Annotated in this window: 8 protein-coding genes; 4 read left to right on the top strand and 4 right to left on the bottom strand. The window is 46.7% G+C overall.

Features of this window, described 5'->3' with window-relative positions:
* Positions 1-144 precede the first annotated feature (144 nt).
* The 4 genes from KD145_RS26485 to KD145_RS26470 all read left to right on the top strand — a co-directional run bounded on the left by KD145_RS26485 (position 145) and on the right by KD145_RS26470 (position 3803).
* Positions 145-1833, top strand: coding sequence for a DNA polymerase/3'-5' exonuclease PolX (locus KD145_RS26485; protein WP_212002824.1), 1689 nt, complete (start codon positions 145-147; stop codon positions 1831-1833).
* Positions 1830-2573, top strand: coding sequence for a PrsW family intramembrane metalloprotease (locus KD145_RS26480; protein WP_212002823.1), 744 nt, complete (start codon positions 1830-1832; stop codon positions 2571-2573). Before KD145_RS26485 ends, KD145_RS26480 begins: the two co-directional genes overlap by 4 nt.
* Before the next feature lie 89 nt (positions 2574-2662).
* A complete protein-coding gene (locus KD145_RS26475) occupies positions 2663-3298 on the top strand; it encodes a DsbA family protein (RefSeq protein ID WP_212002822.1) in 636 nt (211 codons plus the stop codon).
* A gap of 10 nt (positions 3299-3308) precedes the next feature.
* Complete coding sequence (locus KD145_RS26470; protein WP_212002821.1) at positions 3309-3803, top strand: GNAT family N-acetyltransferase; 495 nt, start codon at positions 3309-3311, stop codon at positions 3801-3803.
* A 286-nt stretch (positions 3804-4089) separates the two neighbouring features.
* On the opposite strand, the gene KD145_RS26465 is transcribed toward KD145_RS26470, so the two are convergent.
* Genes KD145_RS26465 through KD145_RS26450 form a run of 4 tightly spaced genes read right to left on the bottom strand, consistent with a single transcriptional unit; the run spans position 4090 to position 17023 of the window.
* A complete protein-coding gene (locus tag KD145_RS26465) occupies positions 4090-6573 on the bottom strand; it encodes a Calx-beta domain-containing protein (RefSeq protein ID WP_212002820.1) in 2484 nt (827 codons plus the stop codon).
* Positions 6574-6609: 36 nt separating this feature from the next.
* Positions 6610-8811, bottom strand: coding sequence for an OmpA family protein (locus KD145_RS26460; RefSeq protein ID WP_212002819.1), 2202 nt, complete (start codon positions 8809-8811; stop codon positions 6610-6612).
* Positions 8812-8821: 10 nt separating this feature from the next.
* Positions 8822-9736 (bottom strand): type IX secretion system membrane protein PorP/SprF, encoded by a 915-nt coding sequence (locus tag KD145_RS26455; protein ID WP_212002818.1) that lies wholly within the window; start codon positions 9734-9736, stop codon positions 8822-8824.
* A gap of 39 nt (positions 9737-9775) precedes the next feature.
* Complete coding sequence (locus KD145_RS26450) at positions 9776-17023, bottom strand: Calx-beta domain-containing protein (protein WP_212002817.1); 7248 nt, start codon at positions 17021-17023, stop codon at positions 9776-9778.
* Positions 17024-17453 lie beyond the last annotated feature (430 nt).

Raw genomic sequence — 17453 nt, 5'->3', positions numbered from 1 at the left:
AATAAATTCGTATCTCTAAAATCCGGAGCAAGAACTATATAGAGCTGCCACATATACCGCACTCCCTTCCAAAAATAAAAACCTTCGACAAAGCCCTCCAAAATAGCCCAGGGCTTTAGCCCTGGGAATTCGTATTTTTACGCCATGGACAATAATTCAATAGCAGATAATTTTTCCCTGCTGTCCAAACTAATGGACATACACGGCGAAAACAGCTTTAAAGCCAAATCTTTTGCCTCCGCGGCATTTACCATAGAAAAACTGCCGACTCAGCTCAAAGACACCTCCCGCGATGATATCTTCCGCATCAAGGGCATCGGGGAATCTACCGGAAAAAGCATCCTCGAAATGCTCGATACCAACAGTTTTACACTCCTGGAAAACTATCTCAATATCACCCCTCCAGGTATCCTGGAAATCATGAAAATAAAAGGCCTGGGACCAAAAAAAATAGCGACTATCTGGAAAGAACTGGAGATAGAGTCCATGGGTGAACTACTGTATGCCTGCAACGAAAATCGCCTCCTCCTGCTCAAAGGATTTGGCGAAAAAACACAGGACAACGTACGCCAGAACATTGAATTCTACCTCTCCAACCGCAACCGCTTCCTGTTTGCAGAAGTGGAAGAAATTGCCCATACACTCCAGAAACAGCTGCAGCAGCTCCTGGCTCCCGCTCCCGTAGCCCTCACCGGCGCCTTCCGCCGTCAGGAAGTGATCATCGATGAACTGGAACTGGTCATCGCCACCACTCCGGACATCGTCCGCCAACAGCTCTCTGCCCTGCCCGGCTTTACGCTCACCGATAGCCACAGCCATAACCTGGTATGGAAATACAACGATAAACTCAATGTGGTGATACATGCCTGTGAGAAAGAAGACTTTTATAGCCAGCTCTTCTCCACCACCGGCTCCACCGCCTTTATGGATAAGTTTAATGCTGCCGGCGGCGCCTCCCATATTAAAAATGCCCCGTCTGAAGAAGCTATTTTCAGTGGAGCAGGGATGGCGTTCATCCCTCCCTGCCTGCGGGAAGGCCTGCACGAAATTGAACTGGCCCGTCAGCAACAACTGCCACAGCTGATCACCCGGGCAGACATCAAAGGGATCGTCCACTCCCACAGCCAGTGGAGCGATGGCCTCGACACCCTCGAAGAAATGGCTATTGCCGCCAGAGACCAGGGATTTGAATACCTCGTCCTCAGCGATCACTCCCGCTCTGCCTTTTATGCCAATGGCCTGAGCATAGAACGCGTCATCGCTCAACAGGAACAGATCGATGAACTCAACAAACAACTGGCCCCCTTCCGTATCTTCAAAAGTATAGAAGCTGATATCCTCAACGATGGTTCACTCGACTACCCGGATGAAATACTGGCCCGCTTCGACCTCGTGATCGCTTCTGTACACTCCAACCTGAAGATGACCGAAGAAAAAGCCATGGCCCGGCTCCTCAAAGCCATCGAAAATCCTTACACTACCATCCTCGGACATATGACCGGCCGTCTGTTGCTGAGCCGCAACGGATACCCAGTAAACCATAAAACCATCATCGATGCCTGTGCCGAACATGGCGTGGCCATTGAGCTGAATGCCCACCCCCGCCGCCTGGATATTGACTGGACCTGGATCCCTTACGCACTGGAGAAAAAAGTACTCATCTCCATCGATCCTGACGCCCACAGCATACAAGGCTACCGCGACGTATATTACGGTACCCTCGCAGCGCAAAAAGGTGGTGTCACCAAAGCCAACAATCTGAGTAGCTTCAGTGTTGACATGCTCGATGTTTATTTGCAGGAACGTAAAAAACAAAAAAATATCCTGTTATGATGCTGCTGGCACTCGCCATCGCTCCCGGACTGGCCATCTGTCTCCTGATGTTCGTACTCGACAAATACGATCGCGAACCCGTAGGCCTGCTGGTGAAAAGCTTCCTCCTGGGGATGGCCTGTGTAACACTGCCATTGTTTTTTCAGACAATGGCCTCGCTCTATGGGTTTCAGGAAACCAACAACAACCTGTTCGACACCGCTTTTTTTGCTTTCGGTATAGTGGGCCTTTCCGAAGAGTTCGCCAAATTCCTGGTACTGCGTTTATACGCGTATCCAAAAAAACATTTTAATGAGCCGCTCGATGGGATTGTATACGCTGTAATGATAGGCATGGGATTCGCTACCCTCGAAAACATTACCTATGTATATCAGTTCGGCTTTGGCACAGGCGTAGCCCGCATGTTCCTCTCGGTACCGGCCCACGCAACTTTTGCCATTCTGATGGGTTATTATGTGGGATTGGCCAAATTTATTCCGATACAGAGAGATGAGCTGTTACTGAAAGGACTTATGATAGCGGTCTTCTTTCATGGTGCTTTCGATTTTTTCCTGTTCTCCGGTAATAACATACTGGCACTGGGTGCTGCTGTGATTACACTCATTATTGCCGGCAGGATGTCGCTCAAGGCCACGCGTAAAGATCTGCAGCTGTCGAAGAAACTTTTCGGCCAGCACAATCAGGAAGAAACTACCACACTGGAGTTGGAAGAAGATGATGATCAGGATAACCTGCTTTAACATGTAGCTTTTGGCTATCTTTGTAGCCGCTTGCACATCCATGTAAAGGCTAACTACCCAGCTAACCATTAACTGCTAAATGCCTGTTTATGCGTTTTATATATATCTATGATCCACTTTGTGGCTGGTGCTATGGCTTTACGCCGGTAGTACTTCAGTTTCAGCAGCTGCAGATGGGTACCATGGAATTTGATATTCTTTCCGGCGGAATGATCACCGGCGATAACCGTCATCCTTTCTCTACCATGGCGGCTTATATCCAACGGGAACATACCAACGTAGAAGATATGACAGGCGTTAAATTCGGAGAGGCCTTCCTCGAAAAACTACTTCCTTCCCAGGAAATAATGGATTCAGAAAAACCTTCTGTAGCACTCACTGTTTTCAAATTATACCAGCCGGAAAATGCCATTTCCTTTGCACATGATATGCAGGTAGCACTCAACTATGATGGGCTCAGTCTTAATCATAACGACACCTACCGGAAACTGATCCGCAAATACGGATTACCGGAAGATGAATTTATCGCCCGCATGCAGGATGAACATCTCCGGTATGAAACCCAGCAGGAGTTTCAACTGATACAAAACTGGGGCATCACCGGGTTTCCGGCCGCTATTCTGGATACAGGCAAACAACTGTACCTTTGCGCAAGAGGATACACACCCCTGGACAAACTTCAACAGACCATCAATAATATTATACAGGAAAGTAACCGTTTATAATTAACAAACCATGTATCGCGTAAAATCAACAACAGTAGCTGATATTCCCGTTATACAGGAACTCTCTAAGAGAATCTGGAAACCAACTTATAAGAGCATCCTCGGGCCGGAACAGGTCGATTATATGATCGACATGATGTATAGCACTGCCTCGCTAACCAAACAAATCACCGAACTACAACACAAGTATATCATCCTGCAGGATGATAAAAGGCCCATCGGCTATGCGTCGTATAGCCCGACTGACACTGAGGGTGTTTATAAACTGCATAAAATATACCTCGATCCCAGCTACCAGGGTAAAGGTGTGGGTCGCTTCTTCCTTGATACAGTGATCAGACAGGTAAAAAAACTGGGTGCCACCATTCTGGAGCTGGACGTGAACCGTTACAACAAAGCCCGGTTCTTCTACGAAAAAATGGGATTTACAGTTTATAATGAGAAAGACACCGACATCGGTAATGGTTATCTGATGGAAGATTATATCATGAGAAAATCATTATAAAAAAAAAGAGCCCGGTAAGGACATACCAGGCTATTCCCAAGTTAACCATTAAAAGACACAACTCTTTATTTTTGAATTATCTTATTATTAATTGCTTCTGTTATTACCTACGATAAACAAATTATCGTGGATTTATAAATAGTAAAAAAAGCAGCATCTTTTATATTTTAATATAAAGGATGCTGCTTTTAAGTTTATTAAAGAAAAAAAATTCCCGCATAATAATTATGCGGGAATGTAGGTGTTGCCTGAAGCAGCGTATATCGGTTATTGATTCAAGCCTGTGTTATTTGGCTGACAGCCCGGTTCCTTCCTCATTGTCGTCATCATGGATAACAGCCACAGCTTTGTTCAGTTTCAGCTCAGGTGAAATTTTCAGTATGCCGGCATTGGCAGCAGCAGTAACATCACGCAGCTTCACGGCTACCATAGCATCTGCTTCTTTCACACGGTCGTTTACCACAGCCACCTGGATATCGGTTTCGCTGAAGGCACAATCACCGGTGATTTTCACCATGTCACCATTCATGATAACGAACTTCCTTCCATAGGAAGCAGCGCTGATAGAATCCACACCAAAGTAGATGTTGATATCACTACCAGTACAATTGGTTTGTACAGTTCCGTCGGAAGCTTTTACCAGTATACATTTGAACATACTTACCGGAGCGGTGGCAGATTCATTGGCATCCGTGAGTTTAACCAGTGTAATATGAGCAGCCTGGTCCTGGATATACTGAGATGCTGAGATAGAAGTCACATCACCGTTATAGCCTACTATAGCTTCGTTTTCAGCCTTGATTTCGCTCAGCACCAGTACTACGGTTTCTGCCAGTTCAAAGCGGTTGTCGTCCTTTACTTTTACATTGAGGCTGGCAGTGCTGGCACCAGTCTCGATAGAAAACGGAGCTTTGATGCTGCTTACAAAGTCAGCTCCCGGTAAAGCAGTACCATTGCCGAATTTGTAGGTCAGTCTTACCGGTTTGCCGGTAGCGTTGATCAGTGGTGTACCATCGCGTTTGAACAGTCCTGCAGAAAATACTACGTCTGTATTGGGTTCAGCACCATTGGTTCCACCAATGAACTTCACAATGGCCGGCTGATCGAGGATGGTCACTTCGCCTTTTGCCTTTGTGAGGTGTAATTCCGACGCATCCATAATTTCTACATGGAAAGCTTCTTTACCTTCCAGCAGGTTATCACTTTTCACCGGTATCTGGATGGTTTTGGAGATGATAGCCCCTGCAGCAAATTCAGAGGGCACAAAAGAGATAGTACCTTCTGTGATATCGAAGTCACCTGCACCGGCGCCATCTTTATGCGGGATGGTTTTGTAATGTACATTTACCGGAGTGCGCACCCCATTGCTTCTCAGGAAGCCTGACAGGGTGATGGTGAGGCTGGCATTGGATAATCCGTTCATTGGCTCAGAAACAGCGATATCATTGATAGATACACCGTGGCTGATTTTGATGATACGGTTGCCATCTTCTTCTCCACCGCCGGCAGCCAGGATTTCACCTGAAGGGCTCATCACCAGTGAAGCCAATGTGGTTTTAGCATCGTATTTACCCAGTTGTTTGTCGAACATCATTTCACCGTCAGGAGACAGTTTGATGAGGCGGTAGCCGTCTTTGGTCACTACACACATCTCATCGTCTTCTGTCAGCAGCAGGTGCTGGAATACATTGCCTACATTTTTATTTACCACCTGTGTACCGTCTGGTAATAATTTCACGATTTTACCGGTGTTCATGCCGATGTTACCACCAGCGGCCACCACTTTACCGTTTTTACCTACTTCCAGCGCATACAATGCGGCGTCTACTTCCTTATTGAACAGTTCTGTTCCGTCGGGGCGCAGTTTTACGATACGGCCTTTGTCTTTTTCTTCAGCACAGGCGAAGATCTGACCCAGGTCGTTTACTTTCATGGCGTTGAACTTACCGTCTACCGTGCTGTATTCTTTATCGAATACAACCTGGCCTTCGGCATTCACTTTGGAGATACGGCTGGCGTTGCCGGTACCATAGGCACCACCGCCCATAGCCAGTACAGATCCGTCTTCGAGCAGCAGCATTTTTTCAAATATGGCGCCGGGCTTACCGAAGGTAAGTTCAAATTGTTTTTCTCCCTTACCATCTACTTTTACCATAAAAGCTTTTCCCTGGCCATCTCCAACGTCACCTCCCACAGCCACAATATTCTCGTCTTCATCGATCAGTACGTTTGTAAATACGTTGTGTGAACCAAAACCTTTGTCAAACTCGATCTTTCCTTCCGCGGTCATTTTGGTGATGCGCGCCTGTGCCGGCTTGCTACCGTCTACCCCAACGGTGATATAGTTCCCGTGACGGTCAGTGATGATGCGGGTAAAATAACCTCCCTGGCCATTACCGATACTTTTGTCGAATACCACTTCTCCGGTAGCGCTCAGTTTGGTAATACGGGCGTTACCATAAGCAATGGTACCACCACCTACTGCCACCAGCTCGTTTTTAGGCAGTAATACCAGGTCCTGGTAAGCTACGAGCCCGCCTTTGTTTAAACGGGTATTATAAATAGGATTTCCGGTAGATGATAACTTGGTGATACACCCATTATCCAATCCCCCACCGATGGCCACAATCGCATTGTTCTCCGCTATGGCCAGTTTACGATACTGGTTTTTGGGAGCGCCCATGCTTTTGTTGAACACAACCGGCATTTCCTGGGCGAAGGCCTGTGAGCCTACTCCCAGCAACAGCATTAGTGATGCAATCTTGTTCATTTTGTTAGTTTGATATACGCAATAAAAAAATTAGATTTATTGTATTCTGATCTCACATCTCCGGTTTACGCCCTGCTGCACGATAAACCGCTCCCTGTCAGAATCCAGTGTATACCTGCTGACAGTTAGTATTGGACGGGTAGAGCCGAAATAGTTGATACGGATTCTATCGCCGTCCACGCCACGGCTGAGCAGGCATTCCTGTATGTATACCGCCCGGTTTTTGGACAAAGTGAGATTATATTTTTCGGTACCTATTACGTCTGCATGTCCATTAACAATGATCATTCGCCGCGGATTGGATTTCCAGATAAGGAAAATAGAATCCAGTTTACGCCATTCCTGGTCCTGTGGTACGTAGGAGTTGAGATCGAAGTAAACCACACCGGGTGCTTTCCACAGGGCTGCCGGTAATTTAGCGGCTGCACTGTCTACGGGCAACGTATAGGCACTCACGTGTACTACACCTGCGCTGTCACGGTCACCTGCTTTGAGACCGGTGTTTTGTTTACCATTCTGCCAGCTGAGCTCGTTGGGGTTGCTGCTCACTGTACGCTCAGCATAGGCTGCTGCGGCAGTAACGGTTGTTCCGGCGGCAACAGGTTTTGATGCTGCCACAACTGGATTGGCCGTATTCTGCCAGGGAATCATTTCCGGAGAGCTGTCCACAATAGCACCTTCAGAGTAGTCTGTTATACTACGGGATGAATCTTTAACGGAAACGACGGTATGTACTATAACAGGTTTCTCATCTGCTTTGTTGCGAACAGGAGGCAGGTTATCATAGCTTTTATCCCCTACTAAAGTCAGCTGTTGGCGGTTTTCCGTCTGCATCTTGGTATAAGGCACTTTATCTTCTTCATTTACCGGTTTGCCAGGATAAGGCAGGTCCAGTTGTTTCAAAGGATTCTTCTTCAGGTTTAAGACATAAATATGGTCATTGTCATGAACACCCGAACGGTCTGATGTAAAATATAACAGCAGCTTGGATTCATCCAGTACTGCATTCAGATCATCAAACTGTGTATTTACCGGATAAGGAAAATGCACCGGACCTTCATCAGGCTTGTTGAGACTGATCATGAAAATATCCAGTCCACCAAAGCCCTGTAAACCGTTGGAGCAGAAAAACAGTTTGTCTCCCACAATAAACGGATACAGCTCATTTCCATTGGTATTTACCCTCGGGCCCATGTTCACAGGCGCTTTCCAGCGCTTCTCTGTTTTATCCCAATCACAATAGTATATATCTGTACCTCCCTGACCACCAGGCATATCGGATGCAAAGTACAAACGTTTACCGTTTGAAGCAACTGATGGATGCATGAAAGAATAAGAATCTGAAGTTTTAGGGAGTTTTACTGATACCGGTTTACTCCAGGCATCATGGTTTTCCTGATAAGTAGCCGATAAAAGCTGGGTATTATTATTATAATCAATGAAGGAATTCTTATCGTTTTTAACATCCGCAAAACGGTTCGACGTGTAGATCACCTTCTTTCCATTATCATAGAAAGATGCCGGACCTACCTGTAAAACGCCTTTCAGACTGTTATTGAAGGGCTCTACACCATCTTCTGAGATCATGTATAGTTTGGAATTGGTATAAAAAGACTGGACATCATTTTTTTTGAAATCATTTGAAAGGAAAACGATATTGTCTTTATACAGGGCCAATCCGTACTGATAACCCGGAAGGTTAAGACGCAGGCTGTCTGCTTTTACATTCCGGAGAGAATCGCGGTTAAAGAAGGAATAGTAGTTATTGAGTGATTCCTGAAGATTGGTGAACCGGGCGTTATTTTTATAGTTGTTGGCATACAGCTCACTCACCTGCCGGGCTTTCTCCACTCTGCCGGTACGTTTCAGGAGGTCGATGTAAGTGGTTACGTCGCTTACCCTGATATCATCTGCAGGTTTATACAGCAGCTCATCATATAGACTGATCGTTTTTTCAAACTGCCGGGTTTCAAAATAAACGCGGGCCAGCAGAAACTTGGCCTTACGTCTGGAAGTTTCATCACTGCTGTTGTTGAGTACAGCATTGCAGAACCAGATCGATCCCTCGAACTCCTGCCTTTTATACAAACGTTCTGCCCTTCTGACTTTCCCCGCACTTCCTCCAAGTGCGTGATCCTTTACCACAGAGCAGGAACCTGTCAGTATTGCCATGCCCAGGAAAAGTATGAGGTTATTAAGAGGATGTTTTCGCACACGTTCCGTTATTTGGGTTGTCATAACATTGTTTTTAGAAGTACCGCGGGGCCACCACTTTCCATTTGGACCAGGAAAAACGATAATTGATCATTATTTCATGGGATACTGATTGTGCACCTTTCAAATTAGACTGCATCGGGGTATCGTAGGAATATCCCAGCTGCAGGTTTTTGTTCAGCTGCACTTGTACAAGACCGGTCATCGTTTTTTCTGAACGCCAGGATGCACCCAGCCATACCAGATTTTTTAAGAGAATATTTGCATTGAGGTCGTACTGCAGACCAGCACCTTTTACCAGTCTCAGTAGCACATTGGGTTTAAATTTTACGTTATCGTTAACGGTAATGAGATAACCTGACTGCAGGTAATAATGCGATTGTACCGTTACTTTATTGACACTGTTGCCCAAGTCGAAACTTTTAAATGTAGGAGAGGATAAACCGATAAAGAAGTGATCGGTAAATACCATAAAGCCAAAACCAATATCTGTTTTCCAGTAGCTCTGGTTTTGCGCAAACACCGGATCGGAAGTATATAAGGAAGTATTGTCTTCCCGGTATTGAGACATCCCGCCTTTCAGGCCCATTGCCAGGTACAACTTTTCGTTCAGCTTTACCCGTTGGGAAACGTTGAAGTGCACACCGGTCTGGGAGTTGACAGTGATTTTCTCATTGGTCAGTGATACACCCAGGCTGGTATTGGTAGCCCGCAGCGGTGTGTAAAAAGAGGCGGTGGCCGTTTTAGGAGCCCCGTCTACACCCACCCACTGATTACGGCCCACGGCCGTCAGGCTGGAAGACTCATCCATAGAAGGATAAGCCGGGTTGATGATCATCCCGTTAAACATATACTGGGAGTAGATCGGCTGTTGCTGTGCCCAGCCCTGCAGGCACCAGCAACAGCATAATATAGCAAACCCTAAAGCTTTCATAAATCGCTTGGTCATAGGTATCAGCTTAAATGTTTTTCGTTACTAATAATCAGTTTAACGTTTGATGACAATAAAGCCGGTATACCGCTCTACCTTGTTACCATCCACCCAGATATTGATCTGGTAGAAGTAGGAACCATCCGGTACATCAGCACCCGACTGACCGCCGGTGTTGGCTTTACCTTTGAAACTATTGGACTGATTATCGTAATTACTTGTTTTATATATAGTGCCACCCCAACGGTTAAATATCACCACTTCGTTTTTCGGGTACTTATTGATATTCTGGATGAACATGAGATCATTGCCCTGACCATCGTTGTTGGGTGAAATGGCCGGATGCACCTTGATCTTACCATCCTTACCATCGATATAATCAATCTTGCGGCTGTTGTCGAGGTGGAAACGGCTTACGGAATCCGGAACACCATCACCATCAGAATCCAGGTCGAGGAAGTTAGGGATACCATCTCCATCCGTATCATCATCAAAAGGATCTCCGTTACCATTGATATCTTCCTGCTCGTCTGTCAGACCGTCACCATCAGTATCGCAGGTTTTGCACATCGCGTCATCGTTGAGGATAACACCTGTTGCTTTGGATGGATCACCGAGGGTTGGTGTGTTTTGTCCGGAAGGCACCGTTGCAGACAGCATCTTCACAATAAAGGTTTCGTTCTGCTCGAATTTATCATCACCAAAAATTTTCACCACTACTTTACCCTCCGGCTGGAACGCAGGTATAACGGCCTTTTTAACGGCAGTATCGAAATCCTCGCCTGGTGTGGCTTTGAAATCGAGGTAAGGATAACTTACCCCATCTTTGGATTCTTCAAAGTCAAATTTGATGGTAATATCCCTGGAGCTGCGACGGTTCATTTTCACGATAAAGTTCAGCGGTGTGGTTTCACCGGCATTTCCTTCTTTCACGCTGAATTTTTCAGCGGCAAATGCAAGTGTCAGCGGGTCGTTGTCGTTGATAACGGTTTCGGCTACACTATTAGCACCTGGTTTGTAAATCGGGAGACCACTACCACCTACATAAGGCAGAATAGTCGTTTTCACAAAACCATCATCATCGTTGGTATCATTATCCACCGCTGTAATGGTGAAGTCGCGGGAAGTGCTGAGTGCTGGCAGCACCACGGTAATGGTATTACCGTTCACAGTGGCATTGCTGGCAGTAAAGGTCCTGGCGGCATCCTGTTCTACCTTGAAGGTGATTGGCAGGTCACGCGCTGCGCTGTTTACAGAGCGGATGCTGAAGGTTACCGGCTTACCTTCTGCTACCGGCAAACCATCATTAAATATTTCCACTACCAGGGTATCATTATCATGGATAAGCACAGTGGCCTGCTTGCTGGCAGATAAAGGCCAGGTAACACCCGGGATATTGCCGCTTACAGTTTGCAACTGTACCTGTACATCTTCATCTCCTTCCACAATGGTATTATCAATCGGATCTACTTTAATGTCTGCATAATTGCGGCCGGCGGGGATAACAACAGAACCGCTGAGCTTACGGTAACGGCTATCCGGTACTGCGTTACCGCTCACCTGGTAAGTTACCGTTACATCTTTTACAGCCGACAGCTGGGCATCAGTGAAATGTACTCTGAAATAGCCCGGAGTAGCAGGCTCGGAAGCATCGGCTGTTTTTTCCACCATCATCTCTCTGGACACGGCTTTAGGCCCGGAAGCATAACTTTCATCATCGAATACAGTCATACGCACAGTGTCCATTTCATTCACATCGAAAGGAATGTTTTTGTTGAACCGTTTCATCTGTGCCAGCATCAGCGCGACCTTCACTTCTTCATCTCCTTCTATCACATTATTATCAATCACATTCACGGGAACGGATACACTGTTTTTACCCTGAGGGATGGTAGCGGATGTTTGTATCGGCGCTATGTTGGTAGTACCGGCAATGCTGCTTACATAAAACACTACTTTCACATCGGCGGCAGCGGTGCTGCTACCAGGGAATTTCAGGATATAATTACCGGTGGTGCCAGGTTCTGCGGCATCGTTACCTTTCAGCAACTGAACGCTCATATTTCCGGTTTCCGGTATCAGAACCGGTGCAGGCTGGCTAATAGTATAACCCGGTGTTACCAGCTGTGCATTCAGTTGCAGCACTTCATCTCCTTCCAGTATATTATCATCGATCATCTGCAGCGTAAATACCTGATTATTCTGCAGGGCCGGCAGCGTTACCTGTGATGGCAAACCGGTGTAATCTGCATCATCAGCGGTGGAAGCCACGGCATCCCTGTTGATGTTTATCACAATGTCTTCATCGGAAGAAATCAGACTGTTCACAAAACCTACTGTCACTTTGGAAGAGCTGCCTTCATGCAGGATCGTGGAATCCACTTTCAGCTGCATTTTCAGGTTATTGGGATCCAAACGGGTCACATCTTCAATAATCAGGTTCAGCGTATCCCCTTTCATTCCTGCGAAGTTCTGCGGTTGCGCCACAATCTGTAACAGCTCGTCTTTCTCAATAATATTATCTGGCACAGCAAGTACTGAGAAGGCCACATCCGGTTGCAGAGCCGGTATGGTGACAGTCGGCGGAAGACCGCTATAGTCGGATATTTTGGCTTGTGTGCCGCTACCAGCGTACAAGGACACGGTGATAGCTTTGCTGGAAGTCACACCTGGCGCCAGGGACACCTTCGCATTATAGGTATTTCCTTCCTTCACCCTGGTTCCGGGTGTTACCGGAATAATGTGAATATAACCGGTGGTCGGATCATCATGTGTTCTGTCGTGGATCACCAGCGTATCTCCTTTTACCGGCATGTTTACATCACCGGTTGTTCCATTGAAGATCACAGTTTCATCATCTTCCAGGACCTTGTCGAGGATAGCTTCCATCAATACGTTATGCGTAGCGCTGGTGCCCAGTTTCGGTATGGTAACGGAGAATGGGAAGTTAAATGTTTTATAATCATTGATATCTGCAGTGGAAGCGGCGTCTTTGTCAATGGTAACGGTAATCGCTTTACCGGCACGTATGCCAGCCGGCAGCTTCACGCCTATGGTAGCGCCGGCACCGCCTTCATCGATAGCACCCGGAGTAAGGGTGATCTGAATCGGGGTAGCCAGCGGATACTGGGCATCATCAATATTCACCTCAAAGTCATTGGTGGTATAGGCACTGATCGCGTCTGTAGCAGTAGTGGAAATCACCAGGTTCTCCGGTCCTTCCAGCAGGTCATCTGGCAGGATCTTCAGGGCTACGGTCGTATCGTTGGCATTGTTGAAGCTGAAGTTATGAGGGATGGTATAGTCTGCTCCATCTTCCGCTGTTCCGCTGGTTTGTGCCAGTGTGAGGCTGATCGGAACTTCTGTGGTGATGTTGGCAGGCAGGCTGATATGAACGGTACCATCCTCTCCTTCCAGCGCATGTAAAGTTTTGTAAGGGGTCAGTGTCAGTACCAGATTGCCGGGGATGGTCCTGGTCATATCCTTGATTTTCAGATCAAGGTTATTGATGATGTAAGTACCCAGTGATCCTTTGATCAACAGAGACTCATCTTTCTCCAGTACGTTATCGGTATTGGTCTGTATTACATCGAAGGTGCGGGTTTTATCTGTTGCGTCCAGCTCCAGCATCGTATTGATGATGGAATAATCATTTTTGGCGAGACTGGCTTCAGAAGAAGGATCTACAGTCAGCTGCACACTTACTTTTTTGGAAGAAGTGTACAAACGGGACACTGTCACACTCAGCTTCTCTCCTTCCGGTATCAGCGTTTTGCTGGCTGTGAGTGTAATGTTTCTGGCGTTGGGTTTATTGATGGTATTATCTGCAATATGAATGGTGGTGCTGGTAACGGGCAATACAACATTACCGGGATTACCATCTATTACCAGGTCGGCATCATCATCCAGCACATCGTTGTCGGTAGCCAGTATCTGCATGGAAGCAGTGCCGGATGTGGGCAGGATAGTCAGTTTTTGATTGAGGATGGAAGTATGACGATCATCTGCGGCAGTAGAACTGTTGTTTTTAACCAGCTGTACATCCAGCGGGATAGCTGTTTTCCAGTTATTAGGTAAAGTAGCTGTAAGTGTTGCACCGGTTGGATCATTTTCCAGTATTGTAGCAGGTGTCGCACTCAATATAATAGGATTGGTGGCCAGCAGCGGATACTCATAGTCCTGAATGGTAAACGTCAACGTAGCAGGAACACTGGTATAAGTGGTGGCGTAAGCGTCGCTGATAGTTGGTGTAACGGTGAAATCTTCCTGATTTTCCACCAGGTCATCTTTCCGCACATTCAGGGTGGCCACTGGTTCAGGAGTAGTGGCAGTAATCTGAATCGTGTTGTCTAATGTAAAATCCGTTACTGGTGTAGCCGTTCCCGTTATTGCACTCAGATCTACGGTAATGGGTATTTCGGTGGTCACTCCAGCAGGCAGGCTAGCCTTGATGGTAGTGGTGCTATTTTCTGTGACGGTGGTTTGAGGAACGGTCAGTGATACTTTTGTATTGGCGGTGTTCCTTCTGGTTTCATCCTGAATGGTCATCACAGCATCCTGCACCGTATAGCCGGTAGCGGTACCGGTGAAGATCAGTTTTTTATCTTTCTCAATCACCATGTCTGTATTGGCAGACACGACATCTGTCAGTGTGGTGTAGGTGCCGGTAGTATAGGCAGGCAGTTCTATCACCTGGATACCACCTACCATTGTATAATCCGCCGCGGTAGCTTCTGTGCCAACAGGATTGGGTGCCAGTGTGACGCTTATTTTTTTGGCAGAACTGAAACCATTGGTGAGGCCGATGGTGAATTTTGTAGCCTGACCTTCCGGCAATGGTGTGGTTACCGGAGCGATCACCACTGATGCGCCGGCAGGATCTGTTTTATCATGGATATTGAGTGTCACATCGGCGCCGGTGGTAATACCTGGCAGCGTGGTGGTAGTAGCGGTGGCCGCATGGATCACTACCGCGCGGTCATCTTCCAGTACCTTGTTGGGAGCGGCAGTAATGGTATATTGTGTAGATGCTTTGCTACCGGCAGGTATGCTCATGGAAGCAGGCAGTCCGGCGTAGGAAGTGGATAAAGCCGTAGTACCAGTGACGGTAGAGATGTCGAAATCCAGTTGGATATCCGTAGCTACAATGCCCGCAGGCAATTCTATCCAACATTTTGCACCAGCATCCCCTTCATTAATATCATTGGTAGAGAGATGGAGTGACACCGGATCTGTCAGTGGCAACTGGGCATCCTTGATGGTGATGGTGGCCGGTGTTACCACAAAAGCGGTGGCAGTACCATCTGTAGCAGTACCGGTGATCTTAATGTTTTCATCTCCTTCTATCCTGCCGTCGTTGATGAGGGTAAGGGTACCGCTCACCGGTGTGCTGCCAGAGATGGTGTTAGCCGGTATGACCAGTGTATAATCATTTCCTTCTGTGGCGGTTCCTGCTTTGCTAATGTTGACGGTAATCGGTGTAACAGTGGAAACACCTGCTGGTAAGCTTACATTAAGTGTACCGGTATATGCTTCCTTAAAGGTAAGCGCCGGATACGCAGGATCCGGATCTGCCGGAGTGACGGTCACGCCGAGCGTAATATTTTCTATGTGGTTGCGGGTATCATCGTTTAGTGTAAGCAGTGGCCCTGTTGCGGAAGAAGTTATTCCGAGCACCATGGCATCAGCTTTTACCTTAAAGGTTTCATCGGGTTCGAGTATCAGGTCTGGTTCTCCCGTGATCGTAAAAGTGGTACTTCCGGATCCGTTTGCGATCATTACGCGGGGAGGCGCAGGCAATTTAAAATCCACGCCCGGTGTGGCAGTATTACCTGTCAGCACAGACAGATCGATGTAGGTATCTTCAGTTACCGTACCAGGCAGGGAAAGCGTACCCGTGATGCTAGTTCCTTCCAGGAAAGACGTTTTATCGAAGGTGAGTGTCAGGGTACGGTCTTCATCATCAATGATGGTGTAGGTAGCCTGTTTTTGAGTACCCAGTACCACCTGCGCGTTACAGGAAATATCCTGCAGGGCGAGGGTAAGCTTACGGCTATATTCGAGTTTATTGTTTCCGATGATAGTCACATTGGTTACGGGCACCAGCTGGTTGGCAGCTTGGGTATAATCGCCTGCGGGGATGATGAATCCCATGGAGTAGGTGAAGTCCTGGTTTTCCACAGCAGGGTGTAGTTCTCCTGGTACAGCCACTACTTTCATTTCCATGTACACAGGGGCTGTGAGCACGCCACCGGTCACTTTCAGCTTGAGGCTTTGCGGAGCGTGATTATTACCGGTATTACCCTCCGGGTCGCCGGCATCACCGGCAAATTCCACGGTGACAGGGTTGCTACCGTTGCTGGTAGGTGTTTGTCCAATGGTAGTATGTATAGCGTCATAATCGGCGAAGGTGTCATCTTCTCCGTATCCCACCGCAATTCTGGTGCCCATGGTAGTATTGAGCAGTTTATTATTGAGGATGGTTTGTGCGTAAAGGGCTCTGTCTACGTTGGTTGTATAGGGCTGCCCTACAATGTTACTATAGGGGTAGGTGCTGGACATACCACTGTTCTGTGTACTCCCCCGGGTCGCGTTGTTGGCAACAGCATAACTAGATAAAGCTCCTACTGAAATGATACTATGCGTAAATGTTTCGGCAATGCCACATTCTCCGGCAAAATGGTATACACCAACGTATTGGTTTGCAGCCTGTTTAAAGCCATAAGAGCAATATCCCGGTACACCTGCTTTATAGGCAGGTCCTGTATAGGCAAAGTTAGGGTCCTGCTGCATAGCCAGGTGTTCTTCCTGGTAAAGCAGCATGTTGTAGCCCTGGTTGGGGCCATTAAAGGAATAATCTACAGTGAAATATTTGTTGGGGACCACGTAACTGATGGTACGGGTGATATAGATAGGCGCTACGCTGTCCAGGGTTGGATTGACGATTGGCTTTTTATCCGATATCTTATTAAAAACAAAAACGCGGTAAGGTTCTGCTGTTGTTCCTTTTCCTATCAGAGGAGAGACATAACAGACGGTGGAATCAAGACTCTGCAAGGCCGTCATGGCGGTGGTGCTGTGCTTTACGCGGACATAGTCGCCGAAGCCCTTTTCTCCGTTGGCCACATAGGATTCTGTTTTCCCATTTCTGAAGACCTGTATTCTGCCTTTAACATCATCGACTTCCAGGCGGAGGCCATCGCTGAGAGTGTTGCCTCCTGTGGGGTTTATAACGCGGAGCTGTGCCATGATGCCTGTATTGATAAGCAGTATTGCTATCAATAAGGTAACGCAACGCCTGAGCATGTTTTTGCCTTCCGGCAATAGACGTACTTTAATTTTCGTAGGATAGGACAGGACTAACATATGCGTATGTAAATTTCTATTTATACATATAGTTTTTTAGTCAAGAAATTAAGATACAGTCCTTTGTAAAACCCTATATGCCTATAAAATTGGCTCTCCCGGCAATTTTTGCATAAAAACTTTCATGCGATGAAACTGAAAAACCTGTTGCCGGCAATCATCTGAAATTTAAAATACCCTAACATGGCAAGGTATAAGACGCACTGGCTGCGCCTATTATGATGTTTTAATAATTGTTTATACCCTACTAACTGTTCTTTACCACCAAACAATTAACTATAAAATCATATATTTTAATTAGCAAACTTATAATATAATTTATATTTAATCAAATTAAATTTAAATTAGAAAACAGAGGACATCCACAAAA

This window comes from Chitinophaga sp. HK235 (genome assembly GCF_018255755.1).
Taxonomy (GTDB): domain Bacteria; phylum Bacteroidota; class Bacteroidia; order Chitinophagales; family Chitinophagaceae; genus Chitinophaga.
The sequence above is the reverse complement of the archived record's forward strand: the minus strand, read 5'-3'. Positions and strand labels throughout refer to the sequence as shown.